Annotated in this window: 10 protein-coding genes; all 10 read left to right on the top strand. The window is 62.8% G+C overall.

Going from position 1 to position 21457, the window contains the following annotated elements:
* Positions 1 to 108: 108 nt before the first annotated feature.
* The 10 genes from IPP68_00995 to IPP68_00950 all read left to right on the top strand — a co-directional run bounded on the left by IPP68_00995 (position 109) and on the right by IPP68_00950 (position 21354).
* On the top strand, positions 109 to 1503 hold the full coding sequence (locus tag IPP68_00995) for a DUF3131 domain-containing protein (protein MBL0348940.1): 1395 nt from the start codon (positions 109 to 111) through the stop codon (positions 1501 to 1503).
* Positions 1504 to 1522: 19 nt separating this feature from the next.
* Entirely contained in the window at positions 1523 to 2293 is a 771-nt protein-coding gene (locus IPP68_00990; protein MBL0348939.1) for a substrate-binding domain-containing protein, read from the top strand.
* Between the two features lie 52 nt (positions 2294 to 2345).
* Complete coding sequence (locus tag IPP68_00985) at positions 2346 to 4268, top strand: hypothetical protein (GenBank protein MBL0348938.1); 1923 nt, start codon at positions 2346 to 2348, stop codon at positions 4266 to 4268.
* Positions 4265 to 5128 carry a hypothetical protein gene (locus tag IPP68_00980; protein MBL0348937.1) on the top strand — a complete coding sequence of 288 codons (864 nt, stop codon included), beginning with the start codon at positions 4265 to 4267 and terminating at the stop codon, positions 5126 to 5128. The genes IPP68_00985 and IPP68_00980 overlap by 4 nt, the downstream gene beginning before the upstream one ends.
* Positions 5125 to 6411: a hypothetical protein gene (locus tag IPP68_00975; protein MBL0348936.1), complete on the top strand. Its 1287-nt coding sequence runs from the start codon at positions 5125 to 5127 to the stop codon at positions 6409 to 6411. Before IPP68_00980 ends, IPP68_00975 begins: the two co-directional genes overlap by 4 nt.
* A complete protein-coding gene (locus tag IPP68_00970) occupies positions 6408 to 8990 on the top strand; it encodes a hypothetical protein (protein ID MBL0348935.1) in 2583 nt (860 codons plus the stop codon). The genes IPP68_00975 and IPP68_00970 overlap by 4 nt, the downstream gene beginning before the upstream one ends.
* A 7-nt stretch (positions 8991 to 8997) precedes the next feature.
* Positions 8998 to 11247 carry an extracellular solute-binding protein gene (locus IPP68_00965; GenBank protein MBL0348934.1) on the top strand — a complete coding sequence of 750 codons (2250 nt, stop codon included), beginning with the start codon at positions 8998 to 9000 and terminating at the stop codon, positions 11245 to 11247.
* Positions 11248 to 11267: 20 nt separating this feature from the next.
* Positions 11268 to 12089 carry a carbohydrate ABC transporter permease gene (locus IPP68_00960; protein ID MBL0348933.1) on the top strand — a complete coding sequence of 274 codons (822 nt, stop codon included), beginning with the start codon at positions 11268 to 11270 and terminating at the stop codon, positions 12087 to 12089.
* Positions 12090 to 12132: 43 nt separating this feature from the next.
* Positions 12133 to 13215, top strand: coding sequence for a hypothetical protein (locus IPP68_00955; GenBank protein MBL0348932.1), 1083 nt, complete (start codon positions 12133 to 12135; stop codon positions 13213 to 13215).
* A gap of 153 nt (positions 13216 to 13368) precedes the next feature.
* Positions 13369 to 21354 (top strand): hypothetical protein, encoded by a 7986-nt coding sequence (locus tag IPP68_00950; GenBank protein MBL0348931.1) that lies wholly within the window; start codon positions 13369 to 13371, stop codon positions 21352 to 21354.
* Positions 21355 to 21457 lie beyond the last annotated feature (103 nt).

Raw genomic sequence — 21457 nt, 5'->3', positions numbered from 1 at the left:
GAGGGAAAACCCGGCGCATTTTCCTTGTTTTGTTCGTGGTCTTTTTTGCTACACTCCAGGGAGCCGGACGCCGCGGTCCCCGTCCACACTCATTGCTGAGAAGGGTACATGAAGCGACTCCTCCCCATCCTGGCTCTCCTTTGTTTATGGGTTTTTGCCCGCGCGGGCAAAAACCCGCTCCCCGAACACGATCAGCAATCCCGGGTCTACCGCTTCAAGCCCGTCCAATACAAAACCATCGACTCCTATTCCGACGAAAAACCCTTCCTGAATCAAGTCGCCCGGGACACCTGGGGCTACTTCCGCGATTTGGTGGACAAGCAGACCGGCATGCCGCTGGACAACGTGCTGATCGCCTCCACCTACACCAAAGTCAACAGTTACACCTCCACCACCAACATGGGCCTCTATCTCATGTGCCTGGTTTCCGCCGAAGATTTCGGCTACATCGCCCGGGGGGAAAGCCTCGCCCGGGCCCGGCGGCTCCTGGCCACTTTGCGGGGCGTGGATCATTGGGAAGGCCAGTACTTTAATTATTACGAAACCATCACGACCGACGCCTCCTCTCGCTTTGTGTCCTCGGTGGACAACGGTTGGTTGGCCGCGGGGCTGATCGTGGCCCGCCAGGCCTACCCGGAGCTGGAAACCGAAATCGATCCGATGCTCCGCCAAATGGATTTCTCGAAACTGTTCGACGCCGAAGCCGGTCAGCTCTATTTGGGTTACGACGCGGACAAGAAAAAGCCCACGGAATCCCACTACGGTTTGCTCTGCACGGAACCCCGCCTGGCCTCCTACATCGGCATTGCCAAGGGCGATCTTCCCCACGATCACTGGTATAAATTGTTCCGAACCCTGCCCTTGGATTGGGATTGGCAAAACCAGAAACCCAAGGGAAAAATTGTTGAAAAAGAAGGCGTTCCGGTTTTTTACGGATACTACGAACGCAACAAAGTCCGCTGGGTGCCCTCCTGGGGCGGAAGCTTGTTCGAATTCCTGATGCCGACCTTGGTGTTGGACGAAGGACGCCTCTCTCCCAAAGGGCTGGGGGCGAATAACAAGATCGCCTTGGACGCTCAAATCCGCTACGCGCTGGAAGAGCGCCGTTACCCGGTGTGGGGGCTGTCCCCCTGCGCCACGCCCGACGATCCCCTGGGGTATAAGGAATACGGAGTTCCCTATTTGGGCGCCAAGGGTTATCGGGACGACGGCGTGGTCACCCCCCACGTCAGCTTTTTGGCCCTGTCCGTGGACGCGCCCCGCGCCGTGGAGAACATCCGACGACTGGCGCGGTTCCGTAATTTTTACGGCGAATACGGGTTTTACGACAGCATCAACGTTAAGACCGGCCATATTTCCCCTCGTTACTTGGCGCTGGATCAGGCGATGACCCTGGTGGCGCTGAACAACTATTTGAACAACGGCGCGATTCAAAAACGGTTTTGGAGCCATTCGCTGATTCAGGCCCAATCCCGGCTACTCCGCGACGAGGTTTTTTTTTAAGATATAAGGACCCGAGCCGGTGACGACCCGGGCCGTCGGGGTTTTGACCCACCCCGATCCTGATCTTTCCGCGCCTTATTTCGTTGAAATTCTGTCCGGCCTTCGGCGGGCCCTGGACGATTTGCGGATTAATCCCGATTCGCGCGCGCCGCTGGCGGGGTTGATCCGGGTGGCGCCGGAAGGGGAGACGCCCCTTCCCGCGTCCTGGCGGCGATTGCCGACGGTGGTGATCAACGGCCGGTCCCGGACGAGTCCCTGGCTGGACGTCGACAACGTGGCCGCGGCGCGGCAAACGGTTGGCTTTTTGATTCGTCGGGGACACCGGCGCATCGGGCTCATTAACGGGAAGCTGGACACGGCCAACGGCCGGGACCGCCGACGGGGGTTTCGGCAAGCGCTTCGAGCGGCGGGAATCTCCCCGGATCCGGCGCTGGAAATGGAAGGGCGGTTCGACCGGGCGCGCGGCCGCCGGGCGATGAAGCGGTTTTTGAATTTGCGGCGGCCTCCCACCGCGGTGTTCGCGACCAACGACGCCATGGCCCTGGGGGCCTTGGAGGAATTGCGAGCCCGGGAGCGCCGGGACGTGGCGGTGGTCGGGTTTGACGATGTCCCGGAGGCCCGGAAGGCCGGACTCACGACCGTTCGTCCTCCCCTTCGTCGGTTGGCGGTCGAAGCGGGCCGGGCTCTTCGTCGCTGGATTCAAACGGGAAAGCGGCCCGGTTGGCGGGCGCGAACCCGGTCGGCGGAAACGGTGGTTCGGGCGTCGACCAGAAAACGCCCTGTCAAATAGATTCAAAGTTCGTACGTTAGGAGACGATGTGAACGTCATCGCACGACGTTGTATGTTGCTCGCCGCACTGGCCGGCGCCGCCGCCCCCCTGGGGGCCGCGGTCATTGATTCTTTTGAATCCCTTTCGGGTTGGTCCACTTTCGCCGACACCGGATCCACCGTGACCTTAAGCGCCGTCACGGGGGTCACGGGCAACGCCCTTCAGATGAATTACGACCTGACGGCGGGGTCCTTCGTGGGCATCACCCGCGCCTACAGCTCGCGGAATTACGCGGCCGTGGGGGCCAACGCCCTCCGTTTCGCCTACCGGGCCTCGGGCCCCACCAACACGGCCCAAATCGAATTCGTCGACGCCGACAGCACGACCACGGTTTTGGCCGACGGCCTGGTTTATAAATTCCCCGTCACCCCCGACAACACCTGGCGCGAGCGCACCGTCCCTCTGACGGATTTCATCACCTTCGCCAACGGCAACGCCTCCTTTGATTTGTCCCAAACCGCCAAATTCAGCTTCGGCGTCACCAAAGACAACGGAGCCGCCGGCACGGGCACGGTCTACTTCGACGCGTTCCATTTGATCCGGGCCACCCAGCCCGTGTCCCTGATCGATGGAAACGAAAACACCGTCCCCGGCTGCGTGGCCAATTCGGTTCTCAACACCTGCGTCAACGATCGGATCGGTCCCCAATCCATTATCTATTTCCAAAACGCGGGGTCGGGTTACTCGGCGGTGGTGTCGACCCAACCCATGAAAGGCGCCAAAACGCGGGAGCTCAAATGCACCCTGGGCGGCGGTCAATTCTGCGGGGTTGCCGAAGAGTTGGGCGGTATGACGGTGCGGGGCGACGAGAGCATTCGGTTCTACGCGTTGTCTCTGAACGTGGCCGAAGCCCTTAAAATGGAAGTGAAAGACGTGGCCGGCGTCACTTTCAGCACCGCCGTGACGGGGATCCCCCAGATCAACTTTTCGACCTTTACCTACTCCTTCGCGGCCATCGCCGCGGCTCAGCCCACCCTTAATTTGAACGCCCTCAAAGAAATCGTTTTTGTGTTCGACACGGCCGGTTCCCACAACGTTTATTTCGACGATCTGGCCATCGTGCCTCCGGCGGCGACGCTGTCCGACCGGGCGGTGGTGGAAGATTTCGGGTCGGACTTGGTGGAGGGGAATTTCGTGACGGCCGCGCCCACCCAGGCCACCGTCGGCCTTTCCTACGTGGACGATCCCACGTCCCTGGGCGCCGGGGCCGACAACCGGGTGGCCAAGTTGGATTACAGCTTCGCCGTGGACCCCTCGACGCCCTTCGCCGTCGCGGAACGGACCCTGGGGGTCAACCTCTTGGCCGAACCCGGCCTTCGCTTCCGCTTCAAAGGCACCGGCGGCAACGAGAATTTAGAAGTCAAGATCACCGACGGGGACGGGACCGTTTACGTCAAGAAATTGTCGGAGGTGACGGACACGGGGGGCGCTTGGAAAACGGCCACGCTGAAAAGCGACCAGTTCTCCTTCAGCACGATCGGAAGCGACGCCCGCCTGGATTTGAAAAACATCACCAAGGTGGATTTTGCCGTGTCCGTTGGCAAAGCGGCGGCCGGAACCCTGGCCTTGGACAATTTGGAATCGCTCCCGGCCATGGATTTCCAGAAATCCTCCATCGGCCGAGTGTTGACGGAAGTCGCCACCCCCAACAACCCCTTCTCGCCCAACGGCGACGGGGTCAAGGATTCTTTCCGCCTCGCCTACAGCCTGAGCCAAACCGCGCACGTGGTGCTCCGCTTTTACGCCCTTCACGGGGCGTTGATCAAAACCATCGACGCCGGCGATCAGGTCGCCGGGGAGCACGCCATCGATTGGGACGGCGCCGCGGACGACGGTCGGCGGGTGGGCAACGGCCTTTGCTTGTTCTCCTTGGAAGCCGACGGGGTGATCGACGGGAAAGATACCTTTAAAGAAATCGCCGGGGTGCTCCGATGAACCGCCGCTGGTCTTTGACCGCTCTCCTGTTGATGGCTCCCGCTTTGCGGGCCGCGTTTGAACCCCTGGGATACGGGGCCGCGGCCAAAGGCATGGGGGGCGCCTACGTGGCCGTCGCCGAAGACGGCACCGCCGCCTATTGGAACCCGGCCGGCCTGGCCTTGGTCCGCCAGCCGCAACTCACCGCCTCCATGGAAGATTTGTACGGGTTGGGCCTCCTTCGCTACGCGGCGGTGGGCTACACCCACCCCCGGGTCGGCGGGGGAACGCTGTCGACCCACCTGCTTCACCTGGACACCACGGGCGAAGCCGATTTTTACAAATACGCCGAAAGCACCTATTTGGTGGCCTACGGCAAATCCCTCTGTCAGGATTGTTTGAGCGTCGGGGCGGGGCTCCGTTATTACGCCGCTTTGGGCGGCGGGGCCCGGGGATCGGGCGTGGGGTTGGACCTGGGGCTTTTATGGCGCCCCTTCGACGACCGCCTTCGCCTGTCGGCCGCCTGGCAGGACGCGAACCAGCCTTCGATCCGCTGGGACACCGGGGCCAAAGACCTCCAGCCGTACACGGTTCGGACGGGCGCCCTGTTTCGCCTGACCACCACCACGGACCTGGCGGCGGAATGGGACAAGCGTCGTTTTGAAAAAGCCCAGTGGCGGTTCGGCGGCGCCCAGCGCCTGATGAAAAATTTGGTGACGCTCCGGGGCGGTTTGCACCGGGGAGGCGACGAAGAGCAATGGGGCTTTTCCATCGGCGGCGGCTTCCATTTCCGGACCTTCGATGTGGACTACGCCTGGGACAGCCAGGAGGCCCTGGGCAACACTCAGACCATGAGTCTCGGATTGAGGTTCGGCCAGTGAAAATCCTTCGCCCCCTTTTCGCCGGCGCGGTCCTGGCCGGGTCTCTCTCGGTGGTCGCAACGACCGTCCGCGCCGCGGGGCCGATCCTTTTGCTGGACAATTTTGACGAGGACAAAACCGAAAACGCCCTGGGCGGCGCCACCGGCGCCTGGATGGACCCCGAGGACAAAAGCCAGGGATGCACGGCCACGCGCGTGCAGTTGGACCGGTTGGGCTCTCTCGGACGAAGCCTGCGGCTGGATTTCGACATCGAAAGCCAACGGGAAAACATCCGCGTGCCCACCAATTTTTCAGTGGCCAGCCCGGCCGTCACCTCCAACCAGGCCTTCAATGGATATTACTCCGTGTTTCCGGCCCAGGACCTTCGCCCCTACAACTACCTAATTTTCTGGGCGAAAGGCGACGCCACGGCCGGTTACACGCGCTCTTTTAAAATTGAAATCAAAGACGGGTTGAGCTCCGGTTACAAAGGTTTCGTGGTGGACGGCCTCGGGACGGACTGGCGCCGGTTCGTGGTCCCGCTCCGGGAATTCGCCGACATCAAAGACTGGGGCGCGGTGAAGGAATTCGTCATCGTTTTCGCCCCCGACGCCGTGACCCGGAAGAGCGGAACCGTTTACGTGGACGGCGTGTATTTCGCCCAAAATCCCGATAACAATTTGACCCAGCCCGAGCGGGAGCTTTCCGCCCGTCACGCCGATAAACCGGTGACCTTGGACGGCAAGCTTTCGGAATGGCCCCGCCGGGACTTCGTCGACCTGTCCCCCTCGGAATTCGTCGAGTCCGGCGCCCGGGGGGCCCGGGACGCGGGCGCCCGCTTCGCCGTCCAGTGGGACGAGCAATGGCTTTACGCGGCCGTGGATCTGGAAGACAACGACGTTCAAAACGGGGAGGAAGGCGAATCCCTGTGGAAGGGCGACGTGGTGGAAATCTACGTGAATCCCACGGGGCCGGCCTTCACGTGGGGCGACCCGACCGCGTTCCAGCTCGGTTTTTCCCCGGTCTCGGCCTCCGCGTTGCCCGGCCGCTGGGCCTGGTTCCAGCGCCGCGCCCCCAAGGAAAACGAAGCCCGGTACGCCTGGGACAAAAAAAAGCACACCGTCGAAATCGCGGTGGCCTGGTCCTTCCTGGGACTGACCCCCGGGGTCAACCGGGACATGGGTTTCTCCCTCGCTTTTCACGACAAAGATTCCGCGGACGGAACGCCGGAAGCCAAGCTGCAATGGAGCTTCCAGTCTCTGGGCGGTAAAAAAGCGCGACTTGGAAAGTTGGTGTTGAAATGAAACCCACTCGACGATTTGGTTCCGCCCTGGCCGCCTTTCTGTGGATGGGCGCCTCCGTCCACGCGGACGCCGGTCAAACCCTCGCGGATTTTGACAACACCGCCCCGGAGCTCTTCGCTTTTAAGGACGAAAAAGGCAGCGTGTTGAACGCCAGCACCGCATACGCGGACGGCGAAAAAGGAAAGCACCTGGGCGTTCGTTACGGCATCGTCCCCGGCGGTTTCGGCGGCGCGGGATTGGCCCTCAAGGGGTTTAACGCCTCGGGTTACCGCTATTTGGGTCTGGACGTTCGCGGCGATGCCGGCGGGGAGATTTTCGACGTGGGACTTCGGGACGCCAAGGGCCAGGAGCGGAAGCGACCCATCGCCGCCTACACGGACCTGTCCAAAACCTGGCGGCGGGTGCTCATTCCCCTGGGCGATTTCGGCGGGGTGACGCTGGCCGCTTTGGACAACATCAGTTTCGGGTTCGCCGAAAAACAAAAAGGGCGGATTTACATCGACAACATCGGTTTTGAAGGCGCCGCCGCCGGTTCCGACGGCGCCTTGGTGAACAAAGCGGTGGTCGACGGCTTTGACCGCACCAACCCGACCCAGGCCTACCGGGTGTTCACCGGGGACCAATCGTCCCTTTCTTTGGCCTCGTCGCGGGTTCTTTTTGACGGCGACTACTCCATGGAAATGCAGTATCAGTTCTCCACCAACCGCCCCTGGGGCACCTGGGTCTCCGCCCAGCGGTCGCCCGCCGAGCCGCTCAATTGGACGGGGGTCGATGAAATTAAAATGTGGGTCAAGGGCGACGGATCGGAAAACTATCTTCGATTCCGCTTCACCGAATCCGACGGGGAAATGTGGGAATACCTGGACAAAACGGCCCTGGCCTCCACGCGTTGGTCCCTGGTCGGCATGCCGATCAAAGCGTTTAAAATTGTGGGTCAACCGCCCAAGGGCACCCCGCCGGACTTGGTCGGCGTGAAAGCCTACGAAATCGCCTTGATGAGCCCGACGTCCTCCCAAACCTCGGGCGCCCAGGTGACCGCCGGGCGAATCCAAGTGGATCTCCTTTACGTGACCGGGGAGCGCTTGTCCTCCGGCGGCATCGTCCCGGCCGCGGCGCCCCAGCCGGGCGCGCCCGCCACGGCCGCGATCCCTTCGGGGAGGATCCCCGGACTCGCCGCGGGCAACGTGGATTTCAGCCTGCAGGCCTACACGGAATACTTTTACACCCCGGAGGAAAAAAGCGCGGTAAACCATTTGGCCAAACTGACGACCACCGGCAAGCTGGGGAACTACAGCGCCCGGGTCGAATTTGGTTCCACGTCCCAGGAATTCGGTCAGGCCTCGACGTTTGTGGGGTCCTCGGTGACCGCCACGACGAACCGATTCCCCGGTTTGGAAATGCCGAGTTTTCAGGTGTTCATCACGAACCTCCACCCCGCGGTGTCCCTCGTGACGCTCGGGAACTTGTTCATCGATTATTCGCCCGACCTCTTCGCCCCGGTGTTCGGGTTCAAGGGGATCGAGGTGCAGGGCGACGTCGACCGATTGAACTACGAGGGGTTCGTGATCAAGCATTCCCTGAATTCCTTCACCGGTGGCGCCCGCGGCGTCTACTACCTGCCCAGTCTGAAGTTGTCCGCCTACGCGGTTTACTGGGAACAAAACGGCCGCCAATCCAACGCGAGCGCGGTGTCCAACAGCGCCCTCCAGCCCGCCGCCAATAGCGCGGTGTTGAAATTGGAACGCCTGGCCCAGGACATGACCTACCACCTGCAGGCGGACGCCCGGGCCTGGAACGATCGACTCCGACTGGTTTCGCTTTACGGCTACAACACGTATCGGCAAAACGCCACCGCCGATTACTCCGATCCTTTTAATCCCGTCTTCTCTCAGTTTGTCGACCCGTCCTATCAGGCGGGGGGACATCTTTGGCGGAACCGCGTCGAGCTTTATGGCGCCGGGGATTTCATCGGCTGGCGGGGGCTCGATTTGGCCTACGGCTACCGGGACATCGGCACGGGGTACAAGCCCCATTTCCGCCAGGTGCCTGTTTTTTACGATGACACGGACTCGGATCAGTGGGGGCACAACGTCCGGGCCATTCAGCGGCACGGGGGATGGACGCTCTCCGCCGAATACGACGCCATGCGTCGCCATTCCGACGCGGCCTATTTCCGCCACAAGTTCCTGTGGGGCCTGGGCCACTACGGCTACCGGGGGATGGACGTTTCCCTGACCCAGGATTACCGCCGGGAGACCTACAAGTTCACGAGCGATCGATCCGCCTTCACCACCGACAAAAACGAAAAGGTGATCGGCACCGAGCTTTACGTCCGGGCTCAACTGTCCCCGCGGGTGGCGGGCTGGGTCAAACCCCGGCAGGAGCGCATCTGGCACCCCGCGACGAACGGCACTTTCACCTCGGACAGCCTCCAGGCCCGGTTGGAATATTACGTCGCCAACAACGCCAAGCTCTTCGCCGAGCACAAAATCACCCGTTTCTCGGAAGGGGCCCTCGAACCCCAGGGGACGCCTTTCGACGACAATTTCACCCGGATCAGTTTCGAAGTCGTGTTCTAAACCCTTCATGCGCCGCGTCCTGTGGCTCCTGCCCCTTCTCTTTTCCGTCCGATCCGTTCGGGCGGAAAGGCCGTTGGTGGTCTGGGCCATGGGCGAGGAAGGGAAAAAGATCGCCCTCATGGCGCGGCGGTTCGAAGCCGCCCACCCCGGCGTCACCGTCGAAACCCAGGCCATCCCCTGGGAGGCGGCCCACGCCAAGCTGTTGACGGCGGTCGTCGGCGGCATTCCCCCCGACGTCAGCCAAGTGGGCACCACGTGGATGGCGGAATTCGCCACCATGGACGCCCTCGAACCCCTGGACGCCCGCGCCGCGCTCTCGGCCACCGCCCGCCCCGAGGCGTTTTTCCCCGGGTCGCTTCAAACCTGCCGGGTGGACGGCGCCCTCTTCGGCGTTCCCTGGTACGTCGACACGCGGGTTCTCTTCTACCGCAAGGACCTGCTGGCGTCGGTCGGTTATCCCGCCGCTCCGTCCACCTGGGAGGAACTCACCGCCGCCGCGCGCAAATTGTCGACCCGCCGCACGTCCGATGGGCGCCGCGGTTACGGCATCTCGCTCGGCGCCCGCAGCTGGGCGGATCTCTTGATGACGGTGTGGCAAAACGGCGGCGATCCCCTTCGCCCGACGTCCCCGGCCTTCTACGGCGCCGTCCAGCACTACATCGGATTTTTTCGAGAGAATCTGACCCCCACCAAAGAAGCCGCGGACGTGGATCTTTTCCACGCCTTCAAAACCGGCTACTTGCCCATGTTCGTGTCCGGCCCCTGGATGCTGGAATTGATCCGCAAGGAACTTCCCGAGTTGGATGGTCGTTGGGGGGTGTCGATGCTCCCGGGGAAAAAGTCCCGCACGTCCTTCGTTGGCGGGTCCAACCTCGTCGTGTTCAAGGCCTCCAAACAGAAAGAGCGGGCCTGGCAATTCCTGGAATTTATGAGCGATCCGGCCAACCAAGTCGAATGGATGAAAATCACCACCGATCTCCCTTCGGTTCAAGTCGCCTGGCGAGACCCCTATTTTAACGACAAGCCGCTGGTCCAGGTGTTCGGCCGCCAGCTCTTCGACACCGCCAGCCCGCCCACGGTGGCGGAATGGGAGCAGATCGCCAGCGCGATTGACGACACGATGGAGCGGGTGGTCCTGGATTCCACTCAGACCGAGGACACCATCCGCGTCGCCCTCGCCGAATTGGAAACCCGCATTTTAAAACTGCGCTCGGTGCGGACCCGGGAGCCGCGAAGTTGGCGCCGGTTTGGCCGTTGGGCCGGGGTGGCGACCCTGTTGGCTCTCGTGGGGTTGTGGCTGACCACGGTGGGGCGCCTCCGCTCCCGGGCCGACGGCGCGCCCGCCGAGCCCCCGTTCCATTTCCGTGATTTTTTCCAGCGGGACCTGATCGGCCTCCTCTTCACCGTTCCGGCGCTGGTGCTCCTGGTGACCTTCCTGTTTTTGCCCATCGCCGTGTCGTTCCTGATGAGTTTGACCGACATCGACATTTTTTCCATCAACAAGTGGCGCGATGTGCAATTCATCGGGGTCAACAATTACCTGCGCATCGTCCAGGATCCCGTGTTTTGGCGGTCCTTGTGGAACACGCTGTATTTCGCCGGGATCGGCGTGCCGTTGACGATCGGGGTGTCCCTGTTGGCGGCGGTGGCCTTGAACCAGAAATTCGTCCGGGGCAAGGCCTTGTTCCGCGTCGCCCTCTTCGCGCCGGTGGTGACCACCGTGGTGGCCGTGGCGGTCGTCTGGCGCTGGCTCTACAATCCGGAATACGGCGCCTTCAACTGGTTTTTGCAGAACCTCGGCCTCAAAAAACTATTCTGGTTGTCCGACCCCCGAACGTCGCTGCCCTCCTTGATCATTATGGCCGTGTGGAAAAATTTCGGCTACAACATGGTCATCTTTCTGGCCGGACTCCAGACGATTCCCGAAAGCCAATACGAAGCGGCCCGCATCGACGGGGCGAGCGCCTGGCAGAGTTTTCGTTACATCACCATCCCCGGCCTGGCGCCGACCCTTCTGTTCGTTCTCATCATGACGACCATCGGTTATTTGCAGTTTTTCGCGGAACCCTACGTCATGACCCGGGGCGGCCCCCTGGATTCGACCATGTCCATCGTGCTTTACATGTACAACCACGGTTTTCGGTTTTTCAACCTGGGCTACGCTTCGGCCATCAGCTACGCTCTCTTCGGGCTCATCTTCATGTTCACCTTCGCGCAGATGCGCCTTAAGAAGAGCGGTTTCGAGGTGTTCGTGTGAGCGCCCGAAGCAAGCGCTGGATGTCCGACGCCGTCGCCGCCGGGAGCGTGCATCTTCTCCTGGCCGTCGCCGCGGCCGCGACGCTGATGCCGTTTTTTTGGATGATCTCGACGTCGTTTAAAACCGGGGGCGGGCTGTTCACCTACCCTCCGACGTGGATCCCCCGGGAGCCGACGCTTCAATGGTACGCGCAATTGGTGCGGGAAGTGAATTTCCTGGTCCATTTTCGCAACAGCGTTCTCGTTTCGGTCGCCATCACCGTCTTGAGCCTTTTCGTCAATTCCATGGCCGGCTACGCTTTCGCCAAGCACCGGTTCCGCCACCGGGACAAAATATTCAGCTTCCTCCTGGCCACGATGATGGTGCCCGGCCAGTTGACGATGATCCCCGTTTTTCTTCTGCTCAAAAAAATGGGATTCTTGAACAGTTTCCTGGGACTCATCGTGCCCGTGTGCGCCAACGTGTTCGGCATTTTCCTCATTCGCCAGTTCATGATGTCGATCCCCAACGATCTGATCGAATCGGCCCGAATCGACGGGTGCTCGGAATTCCGGATCTATTGGAGCGTGGTGCTGCCCCTCTGCAAGCCGGTCCTGGCCACGCTCAGCATCTTCACGTTCATCGGGTCCTGGAACGATTTTCTCTGGCCGCTGATCGTCATGGTGCGGGAGGACGGCTACACCCTGCCCGTCGCCTTGGCCAATTTGAACGGCCAGCATCCGACGGACTTCGGGCTGCTCATGGCCGCCGCCACCGTCGTGGTTTTGCCGGTGCTGGTGGTTTTCCTGGCCGCTCAGAAGTACGTGATCCGCGGCATCGCGACGACGGGGCTCAAGGAATAGATTTTTCATGCATTCTCAGGAATCTTCTCAAAGGAGCGGAACGATGAACAACTTGCGAAAAGGGACGGCGCTGGCGCTGGGTCTGATGATGGCCTGGAGCCCCCTGCCGGTTCTGGCGAAAAGCAAAGGCGGAGCCCCCGCGGCGAAAAAAGCGGCCCCGGAGAAAAAAGCGGCGGCGGGCGGCGGCGTGATCTTGGACAACTTCGATCGCATCGACTGGGCGTCGGCCAAGGACACCGGGTCGGAACTTAAACTGTCCCAGGCTCAGGGCAAAAACGGTTCGGCCATGAAGATCAGCTACTTGATGGGCACGGGGAAATGGGTGGCGATTAACAAATCCTTCTCCATCCCCAGCTTCCGGGGCAAGGCGATTTCGTTTTGGATGAAGGGCAAAGGAGCCGCCAACAACCTGGAAATCAAGCTCGTGGACGAAGACGACACCAATTACGGCGTCAAACGTCCGTCCTTAACGACGGACGGGGATTGGGCGCAGGTGACCTTCACCGAGGCCGATTTCAGCTACTGGTGGGGCGGGGACCAAACCCTGGGCGCCGTGAAGGATCTCTACATCGCGGTCGCCGCGGCGGGCGACGGCGGGTCGGGCGAAGTCCTGATTTCGGATTTGCGCCTCGTGGCGGCGAACCCGGCCGGCGCGCTGGCCAAAGACGGGTTGGTGGCCGACGGCTCCAGCCTCGAATCCTGGACGCTGGCCAAGGGCGAAGGCGCCAACGCGACCCTCTTTTCGGGCGCGGGGTTGAAGGGAAAGGCCATTGGGGTGCAATATTCGATCCCGGCCAATCAATGGGTGGCCATCCGCAAGACGCTCAACGCCGACTTGTCGGCGGGGAACGCCGCGTTGGTCCTTCGCATCAAGGGCGAAGGGGATCCCAACAACGTCGAAGTCAAGGTCGTGGACCGCGACGAATCAACCTTCGGGAAGGTCTTCCCCGGCATGGGCGCTTCGAACGCCTGGCAGGAAGTCCGCATCCCCTTGTCGAACATGGAATACCTTTGGGGCGGTGACAACCGGTTGGACGCCACCCTCATCCGCCATTTGGACATCGCCATCAGCGGTCCGGGCGGCGAAGGCAAAGTTCTGATTAACGACATTCGCGTTCAGAAATAAGACGCGGTTTTGACGGCGGAGCCCGGTCCTCGGGAACGACGCGGGGGCCGGGCTTCCGCTTTCTTTTATCCCATTCACGGAGAGCGCTTTATGGAGCGGTTCGCAAACAGAAGGGGCACGTGGCGAAACAAAACGGCGGCGCGGGGCGAAAACGTGCCCCCGCCCCTTCGGGGCGGCGCACGTTGGGCCGCCGCGCTGGCCCCCTTCCTTTTGGCCGTGGCCACGGCGATGGCCGCGGACGGCCTCTCCGGCGCGCGCTCCCGGGGCGTTTTCAACATCGGACCTTCCCAAGGCACGGTCAACACCGTGCCGGACCCGGACCTTAAAAAACCGGTTTTAAAATTTGATTTCAACGCGCCCGCCGGCGCCCTGGTGGGCGTCTGGACCAAGGATTACCCCGCCACGGTCAATTCGTCGGTGGTTCAGCGTCTGGTCGCCGCGGTCAAAGGACCGGCGGTTCTTCCGCCCGTCTCCGTGGCGCTGGAGGTCAAAGGCGTCCGGGAAGTTCAACGCGTCCCCCTGACGCTCCGTCCGGGCTGGACCCGAACCGAGGCGGTCATCGACTGGAACCGCATCGGCGCCCTCAAGGAAGTGGTTTTCGTCGTGGCCCCGACGCCCGGCCAAAAAGCCGCCGGCGCCCTGTTCTTTGATTTGGAATTTGCCGCGGGAGCGCCGACCGCCCCCCCGGCCGCGGTCAGGCCAAACCCCAAGAGCCTCGACGCCGCCCACGCCCCCGCCCGGGGGTTCTTCAACATCGGACCGGCCGACGGGAAAGCCACCGCCGTTCCCGGCCCCGACGGTCGCGGCGCCCTTCAATTCGACTACGCGGTTCCGGCCAAATCCATGGCCGGCGTGTGGACCAAAGGCTACCCGGCGTCGCTTTCCGCGGCCGCGGCCAACGCCGTGGAAGCCACGGTGCGTTTCCCGATCGCGGGCGCCGCCCGCCGTTTGTCGGCGACGGTGGAACTCAAAGGCACCAAGGCCGTCCAGCGGATCCCCCTGGAATTGAACGACGGGGTCTCCAAAACCCTCCACGCGGTCGATTGGAAAACCATCGGACGGCTCAACGAGGCCGTGCTCGTGGTGGCCCCGACGTCCGGAAAAACCGAAACGGGCACCCTCCTGTTTAATTTGGAATTCGTGAAACGCGCCGCCTTGCCCAAAGCGGGCGGCGCCCTCCGCCTGGCGGAGGCTCCGGAACGGGGCGCTTTCAATATCGGCAAAGCCCAGGGCGCGATTTCCCGCGTTCGGGACGGGAATCTCCGCCGCGAGGTCCTTCGCTTTGATTTCACCGCCGCGCCCAAAGCCGTGGTCGGCTTGTGGAGCAAGGGCTACGCCGCCGATCTGTCCGCCGCCGTGGCCAACGCCGTGTCCGTCGGGGTGAAAAGCGGCCGCGGTCCGGCCGTCGCGACGGTCGTCCTGGAAATCAAGGGCGCCAAAGAAACCCAACGCCTTCCCCTGTCCGCGGGGCCCGATTGGTCCCGGACGGATCGGGCGGTGGACTGGGACACGATCGGCAAATTGAAAGAGGTGGTCTTCGTCGTCACGCCCGTGGACCCGGCCAAAAAAGGCGTCGGTCGATTTTATTTTGATTTGGCGTTTGTGAAAACGCCGGTGGCGCCCGCGGGGGGGCCGGGACTGGGTCTGCTCAGCGCCGCGGACAAGGGGATTTTCACCATCGGCGCGGCCGAAGGCCGGGTGGCCGTTGAACCCGAGGCCGCCGCCAAGAAAAACGTTTTTAAATTCAGCTACGTCGTGGCCAGCGGCAGCGTCGCGGGAGTTTGGAGCAAAGGGTATCCGGCCGAATTGACGGCCGCTTCGGCCAACGCCGTCAACGCCGCGGTCAAAACGACGGCCGCGGAGCAGCGGGACGCCGTGGCCGTGGCGTTGGAGCTTAAAGGCGACAAAGCCCTCCAGCGAATCCCCTTGGAAACGGGCGAGGGATGGACGACCACGGAGCACGCCATCGATTGGACGTCGATCGGCAACCTTAAAGAGGCCGTTTTTGTGGTGACGCCGGCGCCCGGCCGCGCAAGTCGCGGGGACCTGTATTTCGACTTGTCCTTCCTTCAAGGCGGGACGCCGGACCTCGCCGGGGCCGGCGCCCCGGGCGCCTTCGGCCTTTTGAACGCGGGCAAGCGCGGCGTTTTCAATATGGGCGCTTCGGACGGTCGGATCACGGTGGCCTTCGACGACACCGTCAAAAAGGATTTGATTCGGTTTGAATTCACGGCCGCCAGCGGGTCCGCCGTGGGGGTTTGGAGCAACGAATACCCGGCGGCGTTGACGCCCGAAACGGCCAACGGCGTTCGCGCGGCGGTCCACGCGGCGGACGCGGCCCAGGCCGCGTCCCTGTCGGTGGCCGTTGAAATCAAAGGTCTCAAGGAAACCCAAACCATCGAGATCCCGCTCCACGACGGGTGGACCACCGTGCGGGAGGGGGTGGATTGGAAAACCATCGGCGCCCTCAAAGAAGCGGTTTTTGTCGTAAAACCCGCCCCCGGGGGCGGGTCCGTGGCGGGGGCGTTGGGCCTGGATCTGGAATTCATTCAAGGCGATTTCGTTTTGAGGAAAGGCCCGCGCGTCGGCGGCAAGATCGGCCTTATTTTATTGACCGGGTTCCTGCTTTTCCTGGCAACGACGCTCGTCGGCCGTTGGATTCGACGGGGGGCTTCGTCGGCCGCGGCGGCCGACGCCATTCCCGTCCCGGGGTTGAAGCGGGACCTGTTCCTTGGCGCCCTGTTGGCGGCCGGATTGGCGGGGGGATTGGCCACCTTCGTGTTGGGCGCGCTCCCCGGATCCGAGGGGCCCTTCGGCTTCCTTCTTCTGGGCGCCTTGGGCGCCCTGTTGGGGGAGGGGATGACACGGGCCCTCGCGCACCGTCCCGGCACCCCGGCCGAGGTCTTTTTGAATTTTGTCTACACCGGATTGGTGGCCGCCAGTTCCAGCCTGCAGCCCCTCTGGCTGGCGCCCACCGCCACCGCCCAAATCTTTTTGAACAACCACCTCACGGCCGCGGTTCTTTTCGCGCTTTATCATGGGTTGAACGCCGCCTCTCTCTCCGCCACCGGTAAATCGCTGCGGGCCGTGGTCGGCGCGCTGGTCACGGGGATCCCGACCTTGTTTGGCGTACTGCTGACGCTGCAAAGCGCGGGGTACGTCGAGGGATTGGCGGACGCGTTGACCGGCGGCGGTTTTGCCGGACGCGGGCCGCTCCTTCAGACCCTGGGACGGCTCCTTTTGGTTTTTGCGGTCAACGAAGCGGTGGCCAACGCCATCGGACTCGCCGTTAAGGGCAAGGGGCTTTCCTCCGCCCGGGGTCATTTGTTGCTCTTTGTGGTTTCGCTCGGGGTGGTGGTGGCGCCCCAATTCGCGGACGCCGGGTCCTCGGCCTGGGCCGCTTCGCTGCCCCCGCCCGCGGCCGCCGGAGTGGCCGTTTTGGCCGCCATGATCGCCCAGGCGGGACTCTGGGCGGAAGTGTATCTCGTGTCCGGCATGGTGTTGGACGGCATTTACGGTTACGCCCCGGCCCGGGTTCCCCTCTACCGCCACGCCGCCGTGGGCCTGCAAAAGGGCTTGGCTTTCAGCGGCCTTTTCCTCGGCATTCTCTACGCGGTCAAGCTCGGGTTGTCGGCGGTCCCGGTCCAGCAATTTCTCGCGGCGTCGCCCGTGGTGGCCGGCGCGGTCCTCGGGGCCTTGGTCTATCCCTTCGCCAAGGCGATCGTGGAGAGTTTTGATGGAAGCATGTCGTTTTTCCGCCGGGCGGCCTACAGTTACCGCAACGGCTCCCTGTACGTCCGCGGCGCCGTGACGGGCGCGGCCCTCGCGTTGGGCTTCAGCGGCGGCTGGTCCGGCCGTTCGACGGCCGAACGCCTGGCCTTCGGCCTCGCGGCGGGCGCGCTCGCCTCGGCGGGCGTCAGTTGGGTTCGCGACCTGGTGTACGGCGCCACGCGCCGCGGCCGGGTGGGAACCTGGAAAATTTACCTGGTGGACGGCGGCTTGGGCGCTTTCATCGGCGCGGCCCTGGCCTTCTATTTGGACGCCGCCCAGGTTCCCGTGTTGGTGGAGAAGTTCAAGCTCTACACGGCGAGCGGGTTGCCGTCGCAGAATTACACGATCTACGCGCTCCTCAGCAAATGGGGCCGGGTGGACGTGGGCGCCTTCACCGGCGGCGCGAAAATGTTTTTCAATGAATCCGTGGCCGGCGTCATCACCTGGGCCATCGCGGCCTGGCTTTTCGCGGTCAACCGGGTTTTCATGACCGCCTACTTCCAAAAAGACAAGCAGCCCATCCGGCACTTTTTTTCCCGGTCCGGCCTGGTGGAAATGGGCGTCAACACCATCCACGTGTTGCGGTGGGGCCTCTGGATGGCGCCCATCATCAACACGGGCCTCCGCATGATGGGCCAGGCCACCTGGTACAACCAGGACGGGGCGATTCGAACCCTCGTGGCCATCGTCAAAAACATCACGCTTCACCCCACGGACTTTCAGGCCTGGAGCCTCAACCTCTTTGTGGCCCTGTTGGCTTACGACATTGTCCGCGTCTTGATTTGGATCGACCACATGGGCCTTCGGGTGGCAACCCTGGTCAACTTGAGTTTCCTCGGGATGGACAAGCTGGACGAACGGATCGCTCGTTTCATCGGCCCCGCCGCCGCCCAGCGCTACATCCCCGAAGGCGTCAAGCGGTTCACCACCTGGGCCCCGCTCCTGATTCCCTTCTACATTCCCCGTGGGGCGGACTGGGACACCGCCTGGGAAACCTCTCAAAAGATGCAACGCGCCGCCGCCGAGTCGGGCGGGTTGAACGCTTTTCTTCAGAGTGTTTCGCCCCTGACCTGGGCGCTTTGGGGAGCCGGGGCTCTGGCCCTGTTCACCGGAATGATCTTCCTGGGTCGAAAGCGGGCGGAGCGCCGATCGGGCGTCCGAGCCCGTTCCTCCGAATTGGCCAACCGGGAATACAAAGTGGTGGTGCAAGAAAACGGGGAATTCCACAGTGAAATTCTGCAAAAGGGCTACGACCTAACCCGCCGGGCCTACGACACGCTGGATCCCGCCGGCCGCACGTTGTTCTTGGTGGATACCGAAATCCCCCTGGGCCGCCCGGGCCGCCACTGGCCTTTGGCCGGCAATTTTCCCCGGGACCGCTTTGACGCCCCGGTGGTCGAACGTTTTGGCGACGCTCTGCGGTTGATGACTTCTTCCCACGGCGTCCGCGCCACCATCGACGTCCGTCTTCCGGACCGGGACACCGCGGCCGAGCTTTGGACCCTCACCCTGGAGAACCAGTCCGACCAGCCCCGCCAATTGGTGGCCGTGCCCTACGTGGAGTGGGTTCTGGATCGCCCCGATTCCGACAAAGGCCACACCCAGTACGGGCGTCTGTTCCCCGAAATGGAATACGTCCGGGAATCCAACGCCGTGTTGGCCTGGCAAAAAAAGACGAAGACCATGGGTTACCTGGCCGTCCAGTCCGCGCCCCGGGGTTTTTGCACCTCCCGCATGGACTTCATCGGCCGCGCCCGAAGCCTGTGGTCGCCCCGTCTCTTGGAAACGTTGAAATTCCTGGAGCCCCAGGACACGGCGGGCTACCCGACGTTCGACCCCATCGCCGGCCTTAAAATCGACGTGGAATTGGGCGCCCGGGAATCCAAAACCCTGCGGCTGATTCTGGGAAGCGCCAAAAGCCGCGAGGCCGCCCTGGCGGTTCTTCACAAGCATCTCCGGCCCGAATCCGTGGCGCCGGCGAGTCCCGCCCGGAAGGGCCACCGCGTGCCCCTGATCGGCCACGGGGAGATTCCGCCGGGGACGCCCCAGCCCTACTCCGATTATTCCCCGGACGGGAACACCCTGCGCGTTCACACGCCTTTCACCCCGCGGCCCTACGACCACGCCTTGTCCAACGCGGTGGGGCATTACGTCATGGTGACCAACCGGGGACTCCACACGACCTCCAACGGGAACTCCCAGCAAAACCCCGTGACGCCGGATTGGCCCGACACGGTGACCCGGGAACTCCCCGCCGAAGCCATCTATCTTTACGACCCCGACGAAAAGGAATGGTTTTCGCCGACGCACCACCCGCTGAACGACTCCGCGGCCAAGAACACCGCGGCCTTCGGCGTGGACGGGACGGCCGTTTTCCACATGACCAAGAAATCCTTGGCCACGGAATTGACCGTGTTCGTTCCGCCCCGGGAACCCCTGGGCGTTTACCGCCTGACGGTTAAAAACAAGGGGACCCAGGCGCGCCGATTGCGCGTGGCGCCCTATTTCCAGATTGTTCTCGCGGGCCAGGCGGAGCCTCGGCGGCGGCCGCTCAAGGTGACGTTGGATAAATCCCTGGACGCGCTTTACTTTGAGAATCCGGTGAACGCTTTCCGATGGGGCCCGGCGTTCGCCTCCCTGTCCATCCCGGCGGAGCGGATCGAATCCCAGCGGGGCCGATTCTTCGGAACCGGCCGGGGGGTGGATCGTCCGCTCCTGGTGGAACGGGGCGAGCCCGATTGGACCCAGACGTCGGACGACCGGCCGGTGGCGGGTTTCCTGGGCACTTTGGATATCCCCGCGGGCGAAGAGCGCACCGTCGTGGTGGTGCTCGGCCAGATCGATACCCGGGAACAGGCCGCCGAGCTCATTCGGAAATACAAAAGCGTGGAAGCCGCCCAGGCGAGTCTGGACGAAACCCGCCGGTGGTGGTCGAGCCTGGTGGGCACGGTGCGGCTCGAGACCACGAGCGCCGACTTCGATCGATTTCAAAACTGGCTCAAATACCAGGCGGTGGCGGAACGAATTTGGGCCCGCCGGGGTTTCTATCAAACCAGCGGCGCCTTCGGTTTCCGGGATCAACTTCAAGATTCCGTCAACCTGTCCTGGGTGGACCCGGCTTTGGCGCGCAAGCAAATCCTGCTTCACGCGTCCCAACAATTCATCGAAGGCGACGTGGTCCACTGGTTCCACACCCTGCACGATGGACGCACGGCGTTCTCCAACCGGTCCCACGCTTCGGACAACCTGCTTTGGTTGGCCTGGGCGGCGGCGGAATACGTGCGACTCACGGGCGACGAAACGTTGCTGGACGAAATGACCACGTACTTGAGGGCCGAAAATCCCTTCCTGCCCCTGCCCCACAACAAACACGGCTGGGGGACGATCTATCCCCGGTCCACCCGGGGGGATACGGTGTACCGGCACTGCCTGAAGGCCATCGACTTGGTCCTTGAAAAACGCATGGGAGTCAACGGGATTCCACTGATAGGAACCGGCGACTGGAACGACGGTCTGGACGAAATCGGAAGCGAGGGGCGGGGGGAAAGCGTTTGGCTGGGCTTCTTCCTTCTCTATATATTGAAGAACTCACTGAACATCATCGAGAAAAAAGACGGTCGTTCCCGCCGGGATTACTACATGAAGCGGGCCCAGGAACTCGAAGCCGCTCTGGAAAAAACCTGGCGCGGGGACCGCTACCTGCGCGCCATCCACGACGACGGAACCGAAATCGGCGTGAAAGATTCGGGGGTCTGGGAAATCGACGCCTTGACCGCCGCCTGGGCGGTCATGGCCGGCCTAAACCCCGAACGGGCGCGTACCGTGTTTCAAACCGCGCTCAAAGTCCTGGAACGGGAAAACGTCATTCTTCTGGGTTGGCCCGCTTTGCGGGAAGACACGAAGCCTTATCTCGGCCGAAGCAGCCACTACCCCGAAGGGGTCCGGGAGAACGGCATGTATTGTCACGGCGTTCAGTGGCTTGTCAAAGCGGCGCGTATTCTCGCGGAGAAAGCGGAGGAGGACGGGGACGCCCCCAAGGCCAAGGAATACCGGGACGCGAGCTATCGTTTGTGGATGAAAATCGCCCCGCTCTCCCATTTGGCGCCGGGCGAAATCGAGGTCTACGGAGGTCAGCCCAACAAGCAATCCGCCGACTTCTTGACCACCTTCGACCAGGGGCGCATGATCTGGCACGGCTACACCGGCGCCGCGGGGTGGATGCTCCGGCAGGCTTTTGAGGGCGTGGCCGGGGCTTCCCTCGCTGGAAATCAGGTGGTGCTGCCCTTGGATCTCCAGGAACTGCGGGGCACTCTCCGCCTCAAGTCCATTTCCCGGGACTTGTCCAACAGCCCGCTCCGGCCCGGGTAAAAAAGCTTCAGACGATTGAAAACCCACCCGCCGGCGGTTCCTCCGCCGGCGGGTTTTTTTTATTAAAGTGTCGACGGAGAAAATACCGATTGCGCTTCTGTCA

It is taken from the genome of Elusimicrobiota bacterium (assembly GCA_016722575.1).
Lineage (GTDB): Bacteria > Elusimicrobiota > Elusimicrobia > FEN-1173 > FEN-1173 > JADKIY01.
This window is presented reverse-complemented; position numbering and strand designations above follow the sequence as displayed.